The following is a 16,242-nucleotide window of genomic DNA, read 5'->3' as shown; positions in this document are numbered from 1 at the left end:
CTTCCGATCTTGCAGCAACGCCGGCAGGCCGAGCGGCGCGCCGATTTCCTTGCGCATCACGACGTGCTGACCGGGCTGGCCAACCGCCTGCTGTTCGACGAGCGGCTGGCGCACGAGCTGGCGCGGGCGCAACGCACCGCGGAAAAGGTCGCGGTGTTCGCGATCGACCTGGATGATTTTAAGGCGATCAATGATCGATTCGGCCATGCCGGGGGCGATGCCGCGCTGGTGAGGGCGGCGCGATTGCTGACGCGCTGCGTGCGCGCCGACGATCTGGTGGCACGGCTGGGCGGCGATGAATTCGCGATCATCCAGGTCGCCGCGGAGCAGCCGCGCGCTGCCGAGACGCTTCTGTCGCGCCTGTTCGATACCTTCGAACGCACCGAGGCCGAGGATATCCCGCTGCGGCTCAGTGTTGGCGTGGCGGTGTCCGGCGACGACCATGGGCTGGAGGAACTGTACAATCTGGCCGACATGGCGATGTACCGCGCGAAATCGGAAGGGCGGCATACCGCGCGTTTCTTCGACGATGGACTGAAGGAAGAGGTGCGCCTGCGCTGGCGGCTGGGCCATGATCTTGAAGGCGCCATCGAGCGCGGCGAACTGCACCTGTGCTATCAGCCGATCGCCGACGCAGGAACGCTGCGCGTCCATGGCTATGAGGCGCTGCTGCGCTGGACGCACCCGGAACTGGGCGAGATCTCGCCTGACCAGTTCATTCCATTGGCCGAATCGAGCGGCGGCATCGTGCCGATCGGGCTGTGGGTGGCGGATCAGGCGATGGCGGCCGCGGCGCAATGGGACGAGCGCGTGTCGCTGGCGCTCAATCTGTCGCCGATCCAGTTCCGGCACGAACGGCTGGCGGACGAGCTGCTCGCGCTGGCGGCGCGGCATCGGATCGCGCCGCGCCGGCTCGAATTCGAGGTCACCGAAAGCGCGACCCTGCTGGGACCGCGGCGCGAGGCGGTGCTGACGACATTGCGCGCATTGCAATCGGCGGGGGCGCAGGTGGTGATGGACGATTTCGGCACCGGCCATTCGTCGCTCGGCAATCTGCGCGAATTCCGTTTCGACAAGTTGAAGGTCGATCGCAGTTTCGTCCAGTCGATGGTCGATCATGCGCCCTCCGCCTCGATCGTCCGCAGCATCGTCGCGCTGGGCCAAAGCCTCTCCATCCCGGTGGTGGCCGAAGGGGTGGAGACGTCCGTGCAATTGCAGGTGCTCCGTGGCTGGGGCTGCGATGAGGTGCAGGGCTATTTGATCGGGCGACCGATGGCGCAGCCCGATGTGATGGTGCACGGCACCAGCCTGTACGGGTGAGCAGCGGGAGACTCGTCGCGATGATCGGCACCGGCACGCCTGCCACTGGCTTTCGCGCGGTTCCGGCCTATGAAGCGCCACCATGGTTCTTCTCGCGCAACGCGCCGATCTCGATCATCTGGCCGGGCTGGGCCGACACCGCCGCCTGACGCCCCGCACCGGGATCGACTTTTCCTCCAACGACTATCTGGCGCTGGCCGGGGACCCGCGGCTCTCGGCGGCGGTGCGCGAGGCGATCGAACGCGGGGTGGCGGTCGGCTCGGGCGGTTCGCGGCTGCTGCGCGGCAACGATCCCGAACACGAACGGCTGGAGGAGGCTGCCACCGCCTTCTTCGGTAGCGACAGCGCATTGTTCTTCGGCAGCGGCTATGCCGCCAATGTCGCCATCCTGGCCACGCTGCCGCAGCGGGGCGACCTGATCCTGCACGACGAACTGGTCCATGCCAGCGCCCATGACGGCATGCGCCAGTCGCGTGCCGCGATGCAGGCCATCGCCCATAACGACGCCACCGCCTTTGACGATGCCATTTCCCGGTGGCGGGGCGGGGGCGGCACCGGCACGCCGTGGATCGTCGTCGAAAGCCTGTACAGCATGGATGGCGATCGTGCGCCGCTGCACGATCTGGCGGATATCGCCGCCCGGCACGACGCGATGCTGATCATCGACGAAGCGCATGCCACCGGGGTGTTCGGTGCGGACGGGCGGGGTGAGGCGGCCGCGCTGCAGGGCCAGGATCGCGTCATCACGCTGCACACCCTGGGCAAGGCGCTGGGGTGTGAGGGGGCGCTGGTATGCGGCAGCCGCACCGTGCGCGATTTCCTGATCAATCGCGGGCGGACCTTCATCTTTTCGACCGCGCCGTCGCCGTTGATGGCGGCGGCGGCCTGCGCCGCGCTGGAGGTGCTGGCGACCGATCCGGCGCGGATCGAACGGCTGCACGCGCTGATCGGGCATGCCGCGCGCCGGTTCGCGTCGCTGGGCAGCGCGGTGCAGGGGACGCAGATCATCCCCCATATCATCGGCGACGATCGCCGCACCGTGGATGTCGCCGCCGCCGTTCAGCGTGCCGGTTTCGATGTCAGGGCGATCCGCCCGCCGACCGTCGCCGCCGGCACCGCCCGGCTGCGTATCACGCTGACGCTGCATGTCGATATCGCGCAGATCGACGCCCTGGCCGGGGCCGTGGAGGATATTCTGGCATGCGCATGATCGTGGTGACCGGCACGGATACCGGGATCGGCAAGACGGTGATCGCGGCGGCGCTGACCCGTGCGCTGAACGCGCATTACTGGAAGCCGGTGCAGGCGGGGCTCGACGAGGGGAGCGACGCGGGTGCGGTGACGCGGCTGGGCCTCGACCCCGCGCGTGTCCTGCCAGAGGCGTATCGGCTCATCACGCCCTGCTCGCCGCATCTCGCGGCGGAGCTGGACGGTGTGACGATCGATCCCGCCCGGCTGACGCCGCCTGCCGTACCGGGCCGGCTGGTGGTGGAGGGAGCGGGCGGGGTGCTGGTACCGGTCACTCGCGAATGGCTCTACGCCGACCAGTTCGCGCAATGGGGCGCACCGGTGGTGCTGGTCGCGCGCACCGCGCTGGGGACGATCAACCACAGTCTGTTGTCGATCGAGGCCTTGCGGGCGCGCGGCGTGCCGATCGCCGGGATCGCCTTCGTCGGTGACGCGAACGAGGACAGCGAGGCGACGATCGCCGCGATCGGCGGGGTGCGGCGGCTGGGGCGCCTGCCGATCCTCACCCCGCTGAACCCGGCCACTTTGGCTGCCGCTTTCGCCGCCGGCTTCGATCTGGAGGGTATCGTATGAGCGAATCGCCCGTATGGCACCCGTTCACCCAGCACGGCCTGCGGGAGCCGATCCCGCTCGTCACCCATGCCGAGGGCGCGGTGCTGCATACGCAGGACGGTCGCCGCATCGTCGACGCAATCTCCTCCTGGTGGGTGACGACGCACGGCCACAACCATCCCCGGATCGTCGCCGCGATCCGCGCGCAGGCGGAACGGCTCGATCAGATCATCTTCGCCGGCTGGACGCATGAACCCGCCGAACGGCTTGCGCGCGATCTGCTGACGATCATGCCGGCCGCGCTGACCCGCGTGTTCTTTTCCGATTCGGGATCGACCAGCGTGGAGGTCGCGCTGAAGATGGCGCTGGGGTATTGGAATGCCCGTGGCGAGGCGCGCCACCGGATCGTGGTGATGGAGCACAGCTATCACGGCGATACGATCGGCGCGATGTCGGTCGGCGCGCGGGGCGTGTTCAATAGCGCTTATGCGCCGCTGCTCTTCGACGTCACGACCATCCCTTATCCCGGCGGCGGGCGCGAACAGGCGACGCTCGACGCGCTGTCACAGGCGTGCGCCACGGGCGCGGCGGCGTTTATCGTCGAGCCGCTGGTGCTCGGCGCGGGCGGCATGCTGTTCTACGATACCGAGCTGCTACGGCAGATGCGCGCGATCTGCGCCGATGCGGGCGTGTTGTTCATCGCCGACGAGGTGATGACCGGCTGGGGCCGTACCGGCACGTTGCTGGCGTGTGAGCAGGCGGCGGTGGTGCCCGATATCCTTTGCCTGTCGAAGGGGCTGACCGGCGGCGCGATCCCGCTGGCGGTGACGCTGGCCAGCGAACCGGTATGGGACGCGCATTATGCCGAGGACAGGGCGCGCATGTTCTTCCATTCGTCCAGCTACACCGCCAATCCGATCGCCTGCGCGGCCGCCAATGCCAATCTGGCGATCTGGCGTGATGAGCCGGTGCGCGCGCGGATCGACCGGCTCGCGCTGGCCCAGGCCGATCGGCTGGCGAAGGTGGCGCGGCATCCGCGTGTGTCCGGGGCGCGGCAATGCGGGACGATCGCAGCATTCGAGCTTGACGCCGGGCAGGGCTATCTATCCGCGCTCGCACCCCGGCTGCTGCGGTTCTTCGCGGAGCATGACGTGCTGCTGCGTCCGCTGGGGGAGACGGTGTACGTGATGCCACCCTATGGCATCACGCCGGACGAGCTGGACCGCGTCTACGCCGCCATCGCCGCCGCATTGGACGAAGTTCGTTAAACCGGGGGTAGCGGTTGCAGCGGCGCGGGGACGCTGGCCGGCGACGGGTTGCCCGCCGTGTGGCGGCGGCGATTGGCGACCATACGATCGTGCAGCCGGGTGATCGCGCGGCTGCCGGTCGCGGCGAACAATCCCGGCAGCAGCGCGTGGATCAGGCAGGCGATGCCGGCGCCGATCATCGTCACCCCGAACCCGCCGGCGGCGACGAAATGCTCACGATAGCTTTCCCCGACGCTGCGCGGATGATCGGTGAACAGGCGATCGATCATGGTGCTTCCCTTCCCGTGGTCCCTCGAACGGAAGATTAGCGGGAGACCGGGAGAAACGCTTTCTTTTGTGCTGCCTTTTCGCCAGAATGCGAAAATATTGTTCTTCGTATCTAGTGAAGCAGAGAATGTCATGATCGACCCTACCGACCGTCGCATTCTGGCTATTCTTCAGGAAGACGCCACCGTCCCGATCGCCGAAGTGGCGGCGCGCGCCGGGCTGTCGCAAACGCCGTGCTGGAAGCGGATCAAGCGGATGGAGCGCGACGGGATCATCGATCGCCGCGTCGCAGTGCTCAACCGGGACGCGCTGGGCCTGGGCGTCACGGTCATCGTCGCGGTCCGCACCGCGCAGCATAGCGACGAATGGCTGCACAGCTTCGCCGAAGGGGTGTCGCGCATGCCGGAGGTGGTGGAAGTCTATCGCATGAGCGGGGAGATCGATTATCTTCTCAAGATCGTCGCGCGCGATATCGCGGATTATGACCGCATCTATCGCAAGCTGACCAAGGTGGCGCCGATGCACGACGTTTCCTCGTCCTTCGCGATGCAGGAGATCAAATCGACCACCGCGCTGCCGCTGTAGCGGCGATGTGGTTGATCCGCGCGCGGCATCGCGTACAGCGCGCTTCCCCTTATGGCATTGCGACGGACGGGACGCATGGCAGACGATAGCTGGGGCGCACCTCGCTCCCCCCACAGATCCGACCGCGAGGCGGAACGCGCCGCCGATCGCGAGCGCCGCGCGCGTGAACGGATCGCCGCCGCCGAAGCGCGCACCGCGCTACGCCAGTCGGCGCGGGACGGCGCGCTCCGCGAGCGTGAGGCGGCTCGTGAGGCGCGTCGGCAGGAGGAAGAGCAACGCCGCAACGAGCGTATCGAGGAACGCGACGCGCGGCCGAAGCGGCGTGCCTCGGGATCGCTGCGGCAGACCGGCGAGGAACGCCTCGTGCGTGACGTGCGGCACTATGCCACCGCCGTCGACCATCAGCGCATCGTCACGCTCGCCCGGCGCGGCGCAACGGTCGCGGGGCTGGCGACGGTGTTCGGCATCAGCGAGGCGGAGGTGGAAGCGATCCTCGCGGATGAGGGATCAGTGGCAGAAGTGGAGACAACGCGCACCGCCCCCTGATCGGGGGTGCGCGATCCTGAGCGCCTTTCCCTCGCTCTGGGGCTGGTCTCACAGCGATCCGCTCGTCGCATGAGCGGTGCATCGACGCGGGCTATCGGCGGCGGCGCAACGCCTTCAGATCGATGCCCAGGCGATTGACGCGATAGTAGAACGTCTTGCGTGGGATCTGGAGCGAGGCGATCGCCGTGGCGATTTCGCCGTTGGCGGCGGCCACCGCTTCCTCGATCACGGCGCGTTCGAAGGCATGGATCCGCTCGATGAGACCGGGGACTTCGCCCTGCGGTGCTTCGGCGGGCGTCTCGATGCCGAGGCACAGCCGCTCGGCAAAGCGCGCCAGTTCGCGGACATTGCCGGGCCACGCCCGTGCCATCGCCCGGGCGGGCCAGCCGCCCAGCGGCGGGGCGGATTGCCGCAAGGCGGTGGCGGCGCGATCGATCAGATGCGCCAGCAGCAACGGGATATCCTCCGTCCGCTCTGCCAGCGGGGGCATGCGCAGCGGCACCCCGGCCAGCCGGTGATACAGGGTGTCGGGCAGCGCCGCGCCGTCGCCGTCGCCGATGGTGGCGATGATGCGAACGTCGACCGCGTCGGGATCGCGCGTATCGAGCGCCACCGCGCGGGCCTCGACGAACCGCGCGAGCCGGTCGTGCAGCGCGGGCGGGGAGCGATGCAGTTGATCGAGGAACAGCGTGCCACGATCCGTCCGCGCGATGATGCCGTTGCGCGCGAACAGCTCGCGCTCGATCATCTCGGCGGGGATCGTCGCGCAATCCACCAGCGTGAAGCGGTGCCGCGCGCGTCGCCCGCCGGCGTGAAGCAACCGCGCATAATGTTCCTTGCCGGTGCCGGTCTCTCCCTCGATCACGCAATCCAGCGTGGCGTCGGCAAGCGTCGCGATCAGGCCGCGCAACCGCCGGATGGCGGGGCTTTCCCCGATGAACACGTCACTGCCCTGCGCCTCCGCCGCGCGGCGGAGGCGGCGGTTCTCGATCGTCAGCGCGCGGGCGGTGACCGCGCGATGCAATGCCGCGATCAGCGCATCGGGATCGAACGGCTTGGCGAGGAAATCCCATGCGCCCGCCTTCAGCGTATCGACCGCCATCGCGATATCGCCATGGCCGGTCATCAGGATCACCGGCAGATCGGGATCGCGCGCATGCAACTGACGGAACAGGTCGATCCCCGATTCGCCGGGCATCCGCACGTCGGTGACCACCACGCCGGGGAAGTCCGCATCGATGGCGGCGCGGGCCGGCCCGGCGGCGGCATAGTCGCTCACCTGAAATCCCGCGAGCGTCAGCAATTGCCGGGTGGCGGCGCGCAGATCGTCGTCGTCATCGACCAGCGCGACGGTGCCATGATGCGGATCGCTCACGCGCGGGGCAGCCGCAATTCGAAGCTGGCACCCCGCGGGCTCGGCACCAGTCGCAACCCGCCCCCCATCTGCTCGGCGATATCATGCGCGATGACGAGGCCGAGGCCCAGGCCATCCGGGCGGCTGGTGACGAATGGCGTGAACAGCCGCGCCGCCACGGCGGGCGCGATGCCCGGGCCATTGTCCGTCACCAGCAGCCGGACGCTCGCTGGCTCCGCCATGATCGTCAGCGCGATCCGTGGGTCGGGCGTCGTAGCCAGCGCCTCGACCGCATTCTGCAACAGATTGACCACCACCTGCTCCAGCCGCACGCGCCCGCCCATCACCCGCAGCGCCGGATCGATCGCGGCGCGATCGAGCGTCACCGTTCGCAACTGGTGTCGCAGGATCAGCATTGCGCCATCGATCACTTCCGCCAGCGATACCGGGCGCAGGTCGCCGGGCTTGCGCCGTGCGAAGCCGCGCAATTCGGTGGTGACACTGCCGATACGGTCCGCCAGCCGCGCGATCGCCCCCAGATTGTCGTCCACCGTCGCGAGATCGCCGCGCTCCAGCAGCATCTTGCTCGTCTGCGCATAGGTACGGATTGCGGCGACGGGCTGCGCGGTTTCATGCGCGACGCCGGCGGTGACCTGTCCCAGCGTGGCCAGACGGTTTGCCTGGCGCAGCACCTCGCGCAGTTCGGCGGCGCGTGCTTCGCTGGCGCTGCGTTCCTCCATCTCGCGGCTGAGCGCGTGGGTACGCTGTTCCACCGCGGCTTCCAGCTCGGCGGTACGCCGCGCGCGCGAGGCGGCACGCTCGCGCCACATCCACGCCAGCACCGCGAGCGCCAACAGAAACGCCGCCGCGCTTCCGGCCGCGATCGGCCCCCATGCCAGCGCCTCGCCCGCGGGGAACAGCAAGGTCAGCTGCCAGCCGGGCTGGCGAACGGGCAGGGTGCTGGCCAGATAGGGGCGTTGCCCGACGCGCCACACCAGGTCGTCACGGCGCAGCGGAAGGATCTGCATCGGCGCGTCGCCGCGCAGTGCGTCGGCCCGCGACCGTGCCGACTGATGCGGGTCGAGCGGCCGTGTCGAGGCGAAGCGCCACGCGGGGCGGCTGCTGACCAGCACCACCCCGGCCGCGTCGGTGACGAAGCTGATGCCGCGCGCCGCGCGCCACGTCGCCTCGAGCCGGTCGAACACCAGCTTGACGACGATGACCCCGCCGCCGGAGGTCCGCCGCGAAAGATAGAGACCCGGCTGGCGGCTGACCGTACCGATCGCGAACTGGCTGCCCGATCCGCTGCGCAGCGCGTCCTGCACATAGCGGCGAAAGCGGTAGCTGGCGCCGACGAAGCTTTGCGGGGAGCGGTAGTTGCTGGCGGCGATTGCTTCGCCGCCGATGCCGACGACGTAGATAGCGGCTGCACCGGTGGCGCGTGCCAGTGCCTCCAGCTTGCGGTCGAGCGCCGGCAGGACGGCGACATCGCCTGCCACCGCGCGCGTGATGTCGCGATCGTCCGCGAGCGCGAGCGGCAGCAAGCGAAAACGGGCGATCTCGCTGTCGAGCAGCGCGGCCTGCAAGCGGGCGGCGGCGCTGGCATCCTGTCGGGCCGAGCCGAGTGCGATGTCGCGGGCCACGACGAACGACAGCGCCGCCACCGCCAGCGCCGCGATCGCAACCCCGGGCCACCACCAGGGGAATCGGGCGGCGAAACGTGACATGTCAACGATGTACCGCACGCCGACGGCCAAGTGCAAATTCTTGCACTTTGCCAGTTCGGAATGTGTCATTTGTTGCCGCCGTATCCGGTGGATTAGCGAGAGGAAGGTTATTCAAGCAATTGATAATAAGTTGGAAAAACTCATTTCTTCTTTTCCATCGCGTCGATCATCCATGCCGTGCACACTGGCGGGAAGCCGCAATTTCCATCGCTGACGAGCGATGATAGCGGAGCGAGAGAGGATCGAGGCCATGTCACCCATCGTCACCCATGCCGCCGACGGCGCGCTGCCGCCGACGCGCCGCCCGTGGTATCTGCATCTGTATGTCCAGGTGCTGATCGCGATTGCGGCGGGGGTGCTGATCGGTCATTTCGCACCGGCGACGGGCGAGGCGATGAAGCCGATCGGCGATGGCTTCATCAAACTGGTGAAGATGATCATCGCGCCGGTGATCTTCCTGACGATCGTCACCGGTATCGCGGGGATGCGCGATCTAGCGGCGGTGGGGCGCGTAGCGGGCAAGGCGTTCGCCTATTTCCTGACCTTCTCGACGCTGGCGTTGATCGTCGGCCTGATCGTCGGCAACGTCTTGCGTCCCGGGGCCGGGCTGAACATCGATCCCGCGACGCTGGATGGCGGAAAGGTGGCCGAATATGCCGCCAAGGCGCATGACGCGACGCTGACCGGCTTTCTGCTCAACATCATCCCCGACACGTTCATCTCGGGGCTGAGCGAGGGCAATATCCTGCAGACGCTGTTCGTCGCGATCCTGTTCGGGATCGGGCTGGCGATGATCGGTGAGCGCGGCGAGCGTATCACTCACGCGCTGGAGGATCTGTCGCTGGCGGTGTTCAAGGTCGTGTCGATCCTGATGAAGGCGGCGCCGATCGGCGCGTTCGGCGCGATGGCGTTCACGATCGGCAAATATGGCGTCGGCACGCTGGCCAATCTCGTCGCGCTGGTCGGCACCTTCTATCTGACGTCGCTGGTGTTCGTGATCGTCGTGCTGGGGCTGATGGCGCGCGTCTGCGGCTTCTCGATCTTCCGGCTGATCGCCTATCTGAAGGCGGAACTGCTGCTGGTCCTCGGCACCTCTTCGTCGGAAAGCGCGCTGCCCAGCCTGATCGAGAAGATGGAGCGGGCGGGCTGTCCGCGGTCGATCGTCGGGCTGGTCGTGCCGACGGGCTATTCGTTCAATCTCGATGGCACCAACATCTATATGACGCTGGCGGCGCTATTCATCGCGCAGGCGACCGGGGTCGATTTGTCGCTGGGGCAGCAATTGCTGCTGCTGGCGGTCGCGATGCTGTCGTCGAAAGGCGCGGCAGGGGTGACCGGGGCGGGGTTCATCACGCTGGCGGCGACGCTGTCGATCGTGCCCAGCGTGCCGGTGGCGGGCATGGCGCTGATCCTCGGGGTCGATCGCTTCATGAGCGAGTGTCGCAGCCTGACCAATTTCATCGGCAATGCGGTGGCGACGGTGGTCGTCTCGCGCTGGGAGGGCCGTTTGGACCGCGACCAATTCAATGCCGCGCTCGCCGGACGAGCGGTGCCGGTCGATCAGATGCCGGCCGACGCCGTTCCCGCCGAATAAGGACGTTTGTCGATGCTCCGACTCACGCGCGCCCTGGGCGCCACTACAGCGCTCACCCTGGCGCACGCCGCCGCCGCGCAGTCGACCCCGCCCAGCGAGGCCGGCGGCACGCGCAATCCCGCTACGCCGACCGTCACCTCCTATCCGCAGGCGGCCGCCGGCGACGGCGCCAACGTCGGCGGCTTCAATCTGTCACGCTGGGCGGAGGACTGGAGCGCGCTGCGCGATCCGGCCAAGCGTGACGATCCGCTCGACCGGCTGAAATTCCTGCCGATCGACGCCGATGGCGACGTCTATATCACCCTGTCGGGCGAGGCGCGCCTGCGGGTCAACCATACGACCAATCCCAATCTGCGCGAGAGCCGGGCACAGCGTCAGGATATCAGCCGACTGGTGCTGGGCGCGGACGGCGAAGATGCGCGTCGATCTGTTCGACCTGAAGCCGACGGAATATGGCGATCTGGGCGCGGAGGACGATATCATCGATCCGGCGCGGCGCTTTTCCGGTGTGACGCTGGGGTTCGTCGTCCCGAAGACGTGGCTGGGTGGCTCGAAGCTGTATTTCGATCCCTTCCTCTGGCGCCGTCGCAACGCCGTCGGCGCCTGGGGCGGCCGGATCGGGCCCGCCAGGCGCTATTACGCCGGCGCGCGGCTGTGGGGCGATGTCGGGCAACTGACGATCGACTGGTCCGCGAACCGCCAATGGGGCCGATACATCAATCAGGATATCGATGCCTGGCAGGTGTTCATCGCCCAGACCTATCGCCTCGGCAAAGCCGCGAGCAGCCCGCGCATCGGGGTGCACGTCGATTATGCGAGCGGTGGCGGCGGGTATGGCGATGGCAGCCTGCGCAATGCCTATTCGCCGTTCGGCAACAACATCTATTACAGCTACGGCCTGTTTCTGACGCCGTCCAATCTGGTAGCGGTGGCGCCCAACGTCACCGTTTCGCCCGCCGCCTCGCTGCGCGTCACCGCGGAGTATCAGCTGGCTTGGCGCGACAATGTGCGCGACGCGGTCTATCGCGCCAATGGTCAGCCGTTCGCGGGCACGCAGAATGTACGCGATGCGAAGATCGGGGACGTGATGCGGCTGCAGGCGATCTGGTCGATCACCCCGCGCCTGTCGATAACGGGGCGGTATGAGCATCTGGCGGCGGGTCCGTCGCTGACCGGCGCGGGCTACACGAATTCGGACTTTTTCGCCGGCTGGGTGAGCTTTCGCTTCTAGCGGACGATCACGCCGTTTCGACGAGCGTGACGCCCTGTTCCTCGCATTGTCGTCGTAGCGCCGGATCGAGTAGCCGGTCGGTGACGAAATAGTCGACCATGCCGAGGTGGCCGATCCGCACCGGCGCGGGGCGGCCGATCTTGCTGGAATCCGCCACCAGGATGACGCGGCGGGCGTTTTTGACGATCGTCTGCGTCACCTGAACCTCGTCGACCGCGAAATCGAGCAGGCTGCCGTCGGGATCGATCGCCGAGGTGCCGATCAGCGCGAAATCGACCTTGAACGCGCGGATGAAATCCATCGCCAACGCGCCGACCACCGCGCGATCGCCTCGCCGTACCTGGCCGCCGACCACGACGACGTCGATCGAATCATGGCCGTCGAGCAGATCGACAACGTTGAGGTTGTTGGAGATCACCATCAGGTCGCGATGCGTCGACAGTTGCTCCGCGACGGCTTCGGTGGTGGTGCCAATATTGACGAAGAGCGACGCCCCGTTGGGGATCAATCCCGCCGCCGCCGCGCCGATCGCGGCCTTCGCACCCGTCGCGACCGAGCGGCGCTCGGCATAAGCGATATTGTCGACCCCCGAGGTGACGACTGCGCCGCCATGCACCCGCGACAGCATCGATCGCCCCGCCAGCAGGTTCAGGTCCTTGCGGATCGTCTGCGGCGTGACGTTCAGTCGCGCCGCGAGATCGTCGACCGAAACGCTGCCCGCGCCGCGCGCCCATTCGAGGATCCGGCGGTGCCGCTCCGCCGCGGCGCGGTCGTCGCTCATGCCAGATAGCGATCGATCGCTTCAGCGGCGCCGGCTGGCACATGCAGGCCCAGCTTGCTGCGGCGGTACAGGATGTCTTCGGCGCATGACGCCCATTCCTGCGCGACAAGCCAGTCGACCTCGCGCGCATGAAGGCCGGCCCCGAAATCCTCGCCGAGATCGTCGAGGGTGCGGGCGTCGCCCAGCAACGCCGGGGTGCGCGTGCCATAAGCGCGCGCGAGCCGCCGCAGCAGCGCGGCGGGCAGCGCCGGATAGCGACGCGCGAGGTCAGCGAGAAAGCCCTCGAAATCGACGCCTGGCATATCGCCGCCGGGCAGCGCCGCACCGGCCGTCCATGCCGACCCTGCCGTCGGGAAGAAGGGCGCGAGTTCCTGCATCGCGTGTTCCGCGAGCTTTCGATAGGTGGTGATCTTGCCGCCGAAGATGCTGAGCATCGGTGCATTCTCGTTCGCGCCAGCCGGCCCCCGGTCGAGATCGAGGACGTAGTCGCGAGTCACCGCCGAGGCATTCGCCGCCTTGTCGTCGTAGAGCGGGCGGATACCGGCATAGCTCCACGCGATCTCGTCGCGGCCCGGCGCGCGATCGAAATAGCGCGCGACCGTCTCCAGCAGATAGTCGACCTCATGATCGGCGATCTGTGCCTTGGCGGGTGCGCCTTCCCATGGCTCGTCCGTAGTGCCGATCAGCGTGAATTTGCCCTCATAGGGGATCGCGAAGACGATCCGGCGATCGGGGTTTTGCAGCATGAAGGCATGATCGCCGTCGTACAGGCGCGGGAGCACGATATGGCTGCCCTTCACCAGCCGCACGCCGCGATCATCGCGGGCATGCGGCACACGCCCCAGCACGTCCGCTACCCACGGGCCGGCGGCGTTGACCAGCGCCCGTGCGGTGAGGGTGCGGGGGCCCGCCGCATCCTCGATCGTCGCGCGCCAGCCGCCATTGGCTCGTTCGGCATCGACCAGCCGGGTATGCGTCATGATGCGGGCGCCGCGATCGGCCGCGTCGCGCGCGTTGAGCACCACCAGCCGGCTGTCCTCGACCCAGCAATCCGAATAAACGAACGCGCGCCCTTTCGTTTTCAGCCCGTTGCCGCGCGCATCGCGGCCGAGCGCGATCGTCTCGGTCGCGGGCAGCAGCTTCCGGCCGCCGAGATGGTCGTACATGAACAGGCCGAGGCGGACCATCCAGGCGGGACGCGGCGAGTTGGTTTGCGGCAGCACGAAGCGTAGCGGCCAGATGATATGGGGCGCCATCTCCCACAGCCGCTCGCGCTCGATCAACGCCTCGCGTACCAGCCGCACCTCGCCATATTCCAGGTAGCGCAACCCGCCGTGGATCAGCTTGGTCGAGGCGGAGGACGTGTGCGCGGCAAGGTCGTCCTTTTCCACCAGCGCCACGCTCAGCCCGCGTCCGACCGCGTCACGCGCGATCCCCGCACCGTTGATACCGCCGCCGACGATCAGCAGGTCCACATCGAATGTCTCAGCCATAAAACGAATATGGATTGGTTCGAACGAAAGTTCAAACGAAACTATTGACGTTCGTTCGAACCGTGCGAGAACGGCGCACGAGATGATGGAGAGCAGCTTGGCCGACGCCCCGAACCGCACGCATATCCTGGCGATCGATCAGGGGACGACGTCGACCCGCGCGATCGTGTTCGACCGTGATGCGCGGCCGGTCGCGTCCGCGCAGACCGAATTCGCGCAACATTATCCCGAACCGGGCTGGGTGGAGCACGATCCGGAGGATATCTGGCGCGACGCGCTGGCGATGGCGCGGCAGGCCATCGACGAAAGCGGCGTGGGTGCCGGCGGGATCGCGGGGATCGGGATCACCAATCAGCGCGAGACGGTGGTGGTATGGGATCGCGCGACCGGCGAGCCGATCCACCGCGCGATCGTATGGCAGGATCGGCGCACCGCGAAACGCTGCGCCGAACTGAAGGCGGCAGGCCATGAGGCGATGGTGCGCGGCCGGACCGGGTTGCTGATCGACCCCTATTTCTCGGCGACCAAGCTCGCGTGGATCCTCGACTATGTCGATGGCGCGCGCACGCGGGCGGAACGGGGCGAACTGGCATTCGGGACGATCGACTGTTTCCTGCTGTGGCGGCTGACCGGGGGCGCCGTCCATGCCACGGACGTGACGAACGCAGGCCGGACGCTGTTGTACGACATCCGCGAGCAGCGCTGGAGCGAGGAATTGTGTGCATTGTTCGACGTGCCGATGGCGCTGCTGCCCGAGGTGCATGACAACAGCCATCTGTTCGGCACCACCGGCGAGGGGCTGTTCGACGCGACGATCCCGATCGCGGGGATTGCGGGTGACCAGCAGGCAGCGCTGTTCGGCCAGGCCTGTTTCGAACGCGGCATGGCGAAATCGACCTATGGCACCGGCTGTTTCATGCTGCTCAACACCGGCGAGGAGGCGATCGAGTCGACCCACCGCCTGTTGACCACGCCCGCCTATCGCCTCGACGGACGGATGACCTATGCGCTCGAGGGATCGATCTTCGTCGCCGGGGCGGCGATCAAATGGCTGCGCGACGGAATCGGCGTCATCACCCATGCCAGCCAGACCAACTACATGGCGACACAGGTGCCCGACAGCCACGGCGTCTATATGGTGCCGGCGTTCGTCGGGCTGGGCGCGCCGCATTGGGACCCGGAAGCGCGCGGCGCGATCTTCGGGCTGACGTTGGGGGCGACGCAGGCGCATCTGGCGCGCGCGGCGCTCGAGGCGGTCGGTTATCAGACGATGGATCTGACCGACGCGATGGTCGCCGATGGGGGCAAGCCGCCCGCGACGATCCGCGTGGATGGCGGCATGGCCGCGAACGACTGGCTGTGCCAGTTCCTTGCCGATCTGCTTGACGTATCGGTCGAACGCCCGCTGCATCTCGAGACGACCGCTCTGGGGGCTGCCTTCCATGCCGGGCTGGCGACGGGGGTGTGGAAGGATCTCGACGAACTGGCGGGCACATGGGCGCGGCGGGACTGTTTCGACCCGCATATGGAGGCGTCGCACCGCGAGACGTTGGTCGCCGGCTGGCGCTCCGCGGTCGAGAAAACATTGACCGGCGCGGCGGCGTAAAAAAAAAGCCGGGGCGAACCCCGGCTTTGAAAAGTTTTTAGGAGAGGATGCCTGAAAGGCCCGATCCTTTTGCGATGCAGCATGATCGAACGCAATTGCAAAATTAACCGAGTTTAGTTGCAGCTTTTGCAATCGTGTCGCGCCGAATCCGGCGACCGGCCGATCACCCGGTCATGTCCACCCACACCGGACCGTCGCAAAAGGCGTCCGCCGCCGTCAGTCGGTCGCCGTTCGACAAGAGGACGGCCGCCGACGATGTCGCGTCCGCGCCCCGGATAGCCATGGCGCACCGCAGCACCTGGCCGCGCCAGCGTCGCTCGAATGCAACGATCCGCCCGGCATCGTCCCCCTCGACGGCGAGCGCATGATAATCGCCTTCGCGGAAAAGCTCGGGTCGCTGTCGCCGCATCGCCAGCAGCTTGTCGATCAGCGCCAGCTTGGCGGGCGGTTGCGCCGCGCCCAGCAGCGCCTGCCGCTCGGCAAAGTCGACCGGACGACGGTTGTCAGGATCGACCAGGCTATGATCGGGCAATTCGGTTCCCTGATAGAGGTCCGGCACCCCCGGCAGCGTGCACCGCAGCGCCACCTGGACGAGCGTGTTGGCCTCGGCCAGCGGTGCGATCGTTCGCTGGAACGTGGCCATCTCTTCGCGGAACCCGGCATCGTCGCA

Annotated in this window: 17 protein-coding genes and 1 pseudogene; 10 read left to right on the top strand and 8 right to left on the bottom strand. The window is 67.6% G+C overall.

From position 1 onward, the window contains the following. The 5 genes from ACFDSW_RS08455 to ACFDSW_RS08435 form a co-directional block, all read left to right on the top strand. The coding region (locus ACFDSW_RS08455; protein ID WP_375249847.1) for a putative bifunctional diguanylate cyclase/phosphodiesterase at nucleotides 1-1,320 on the top strand (1,320 nt) is incomplete at its 5' end. Beyond that, nucleotides 1,317-1,469, top strand: coding sequence for a hypothetical protein (locus tag ACFDSW_RS08450; RefSeq protein ID WP_375249846.1), 153 nt, complete (start codon nucleotides 1,317-1,319; stop codon nucleotides 1,467-1,469). The genes ACFDSW_RS08455 and ACFDSW_RS08450, both read left to right, overlap by 4 nt. Continuing rightward, a complete protein-coding gene (locus ACFDSW_RS08445; RefSeq protein WP_375249845.1) occupies nucleotides 1,403-2,530 on the top strand; it encodes an 8-amino-7-oxononanoate synthase in 1,128 nt (375 codons plus the stop codon). The genes ACFDSW_RS08450 and ACFDSW_RS08445 overlap by 67 nt, the downstream gene beginning before the upstream one ends. Continuing rightward, nucleotides 2,521-3,141, top strand: coding sequence for a dethiobiotin synthase (gene bioD / locus ACFDSW_RS08440; RefSeq protein ID WP_375249844.1), 621 nt, complete (start codon nucleotides 2,521-2,523; stop codon nucleotides 3,139-3,141). The genes ACFDSW_RS08445 and bioD overlap by 10 nt, the downstream gene beginning before the upstream one ends. Then, a complete protein-coding gene (locus ACFDSW_RS08435) occupies nucleotides 3,138-4,388 on the top strand; it encodes an adenosylmethionine--8-amino-7-oxononanoate transaminase (RefSeq protein WP_375249843.1) in 1,251 nt (416 codons plus the stop codon). The genes bioD and ACFDSW_RS08435 overlap by 4 nt, the downstream gene beginning before the upstream one ends. Here the strand turns inward: ACFDSW_RS08435 and ACFDSW_RS08430 are convergent. Beyond that, nucleotides 4,385-4,657, bottom strand: a complete 273-nt coding sequence (locus ACFDSW_RS08430; RefSeq protein ID WP_375249842.1) for a DUF6356 family protein — start codon at nucleotides 4,655-4,657, stop codon at nucleotides 4,385-4,387. The genes ACFDSW_RS08435 and ACFDSW_RS08430 overlap by 4 nt on opposite strands. 130 nt (nucleotides 4,658-4,787) lie before the next feature. On the opposite strand from ACFDSW_RS08430, the gene ACFDSW_RS08425 reads away from it, so the two are divergent. Then, complete coding sequence (locus tag ACFDSW_RS08425; protein WP_375249841.1) at nucleotides 4,788-5,240, top strand: Lrp/AsnC family transcriptional regulator; 453 nt, start codon at nucleotides 4,788-4,790, stop codon at nucleotides 5,238-5,240. A gap of 75 nt (nucleotides 5,241-5,315) precedes the next feature. Then, nucleotides 5,316-5,786, top strand: coding sequence for a hypothetical protein (locus ACFDSW_RS08420; protein ID WP_375249840.1), 471 nt, complete (start codon nucleotides 5,316-5,318; stop codon nucleotides 5,784-5,786). A gap of 91 nt (nucleotides 5,787-5,877) precedes the next feature. Here ACFDSW_RS08420 and ACFDSW_RS08415 read toward each other — a convergent pair whose 3' ends face one another. The 3 genes from ACFDSW_RS08415 to ACFDSW_RS08405 form a co-directional block, all read right to left on the bottom strand. Continuing rightward, nucleotides 5,878-7,161 (bottom strand): sigma-54-dependent transcriptional regulator, encoded by a 1,284-nt coding sequence (locus ACFDSW_RS08415; RefSeq protein ID WP_375249839.1) that lies wholly within the window; start codon nucleotides 7,159-7,161, stop codon nucleotides 5,878-5,880. Then, nucleotides 7,158-8,867: a sensor histidine kinase gene (locus tag ACFDSW_RS08410; protein ID WP_375249838.1), complete on the bottom strand. Its 1,710-nt coding sequence runs from the start codon at nucleotides 8,865-8,867 to the stop codon at nucleotides 7,158-7,160. The genes ACFDSW_RS08415 and ACFDSW_RS08410 overlap by 4 nt, the downstream gene beginning before the upstream one ends. 111 nt (nucleotides 8,868-8,978) lie before the next feature. After that, nucleotides 8,979-9,119: a hypothetical protein gene (locus ACFDSW_RS08405; RefSeq protein ID WP_375249837.1), complete on the bottom strand. Its 141-nt coding sequence runs from the start codon at nucleotides 9,117-9,119 to the stop codon at nucleotides 8,979-8,981. Here ACFDSW_RS08405 and ACFDSW_RS08400 point away from each other — a divergent pair. Further along, nucleotides 9,118-10,461, top strand: a complete 1,344-nt coding sequence (locus ACFDSW_RS08400; protein ID WP_375249836.1) for a dicarboxylate/amino acid:cation symporter — start codon at nucleotides 9,118-9,120, stop codon at nucleotides 10,459-10,461. The two genes, ACFDSW_RS08405 and ACFDSW_RS08400, sit on opposite strands and share 2 nt — an antisense overlap. 192 nt (nucleotides 10,462-10,653) lie before the next feature. On the opposite strand, the gene ACFDSW_RS08395 is transcribed toward ACFDSW_RS08400, so the two are convergent. Beyond that, nucleotides 10,654-10,797, bottom strand: coding sequence for a hypothetical protein (locus ACFDSW_RS08395; protein WP_375249835.1), 144 nt, complete (start codon nucleotides 10,795-10,797; stop codon nucleotides 10,654-10,656). 79 nt (nucleotides 10,798-10,876) lie between these two features. Between ACFDSW_RS08395 and ACFDSW_RS08390 the strand changes: the two genes are divergently transcribed. Next, nucleotides 10,877-11,692, top strand: a complete 816-nt coding sequence (locus tag ACFDSW_RS08390) for an alginate export family protein (RefSeq protein WP_375249834.1) — start codon at nucleotides 10,877-10,879, stop codon at nucleotides 11,690-11,692. A gap of 7 nt (nucleotides 11,693-11,699) precedes the next feature. Here the strand turns inward: ACFDSW_RS08390 and ACFDSW_RS08385 are convergent, their stop codons facing one another. Both ACFDSW_RS08385 and ACFDSW_RS08380 read right to left on the bottom strand, forming a co-directional pair. Beyond that, a complete protein-coding gene (locus tag ACFDSW_RS08385; protein WP_375249833.1) occupies nucleotides 11,700-12,473 on the bottom strand; it encodes a DeoR/GlpR family DNA-binding transcription regulator in 774 nt (257 codons plus the stop codon). Beyond that, nucleotides 12,470-13,966, bottom strand: a complete 1,497-nt coding sequence (locus tag ACFDSW_RS08380; protein WP_375249832.1) for a glycerol-3-phosphate dehydrogenase — start codon at nucleotides 13,964-13,966, stop codon at nucleotides 12,470-12,472. Before ACFDSW_RS08380 ends, ACFDSW_RS08385 begins: the two co-directional genes overlap by 4 nt. A 97-nt stretch (nucleotides 13,967-14,063) precedes the next feature. Here ACFDSW_RS08380 and glpK point away from each other — a divergent pair, with 97 nt between their 5' ends. Beyond that, nucleotides 14,064-15,572 carry a glycerol kinase GlpK gene (gene glpK / locus ACFDSW_RS08375; protein WP_375249831.1) on the top strand — a complete coding sequence of 503 codons (1,509 nt, stop codon included), beginning with the start codon at nucleotides 14,064-14,066 and terminating at the stop codon, nucleotides 15,570-15,572. Between the two features lie 163 nt (nucleotides 15,573-15,735). Here glpK and ACFDSW_RS08370 read toward each other — a convergent pair. After that, nucleotides 15,736-16,242 (bottom strand): annotated as a pseudogene (locus ACFDSW_RS08370) (malto-oligosyltrehalose synthase); the annotation flags it as partial.

The organism is Sphingomonas sp. (genome assembly GCF_042091075.1).
Taxonomy (GTDB): Bacteria; Pseudomonadota; Alphaproteobacteria; order Sphingomonadales; family Sphingomonadaceae; genus Sphingomonas.
The sequence above is the reverse complement of the archived record's forward strand: the minus strand, read 5'-3'. Positions and strand labels throughout refer to the sequence as shown.

Excerpts from the sequence above, each read along its gene's own strand:
- ACFDSW_RS08445 (WP_375249845.1), top strand. The coding sequence starts at position 1,403 with ATGGTTCTTCTCGCGCAACGCGCCGATCTCGATCATCTGGCCGGGCTG.
- bioD (WP_375249844.1), top strand. The coding sequence starts at position 2,521 with ATGCGCATGATCGTGGTGACCGGCACGGATACCGGGATCGGCAAGACG.
- ACFDSW_RS08435 (WP_375249843.1), top strand. The coding sequence starts at position 3,138 with ATGAGCGAATCGCCCGTATGGCACCCGTTCACCCAGCACGGCCTGCGG.
- ACFDSW_RS08430 (WP_375249842.1), bottom strand. The coding sequence starts at position 4,657 with ATGATCGATCGCCTGTTCACCGATCATCCGCGCAGCGTCGGGGAAAGC.
- ACFDSW_RS08425 (WP_375249841.1), top strand. The coding sequence starts at position 4,788 with ATGATCGACCCTACCGACCGTCGCATTCTGGCTATTCTTCAGGAAGAC.
- ACFDSW_RS08420 (WP_375249840.1), top strand. The coding sequence starts at position 5,316 with ATGGCAGACGATAGCTGGGGCGCACCTCGCTCCCCCCACAGATCCGAC.
- ACFDSW_RS08410 (WP_375249838.1), bottom strand. The coding sequence starts at position 8,867 with ATGTCACGTTTCGCCGCCCGATTCCCCTGGTGGTGGCCCGGGGTTGCG.
- ACFDSW_RS08400 (WP_375249836.1), top strand. The coding sequence starts at position 9,118 with ATGTCACCCATCGTCACCCATGCCGCCGACGGCGCGCTGCCGCCGACG.
- ACFDSW_RS08405 (WP_375249837.1), bottom strand. The coding sequence starts at position 9,119 with ATGGCCTCGATCCTCTCTCGCTCCGCTATCATCGCTCGTCAGCGATGG.
- ACFDSW_RS08395 (WP_375249835.1), bottom strand. The coding sequence starts at position 10,797 with ATGGTTGACCCGCAGGCGCGCCTCGCCCGACAGGGTGATATAGACGTC.
- ACFDSW_RS08390 (WP_375249834.1), top strand. The coding sequence starts at position 10,877 with ATGCGCGTCGATCTGTTCGACCTGAAGCCGACGGAATATGGCGATCTG.
- ACFDSW_RS08385 (WP_375249833.1), bottom strand. The coding sequence starts at position 12,473 with ATGAGCGACGACCGCGCCGCGGCGGAGCGGCACCGCCGGATCCTCGAA.
- ACFDSW_RS08380 (WP_375249832.1), bottom strand. The coding sequence starts at position 13,966 with ATGGCTGAGACATTCGATGTGGACCTGCTGATCGTCGGCGGCGGTATC.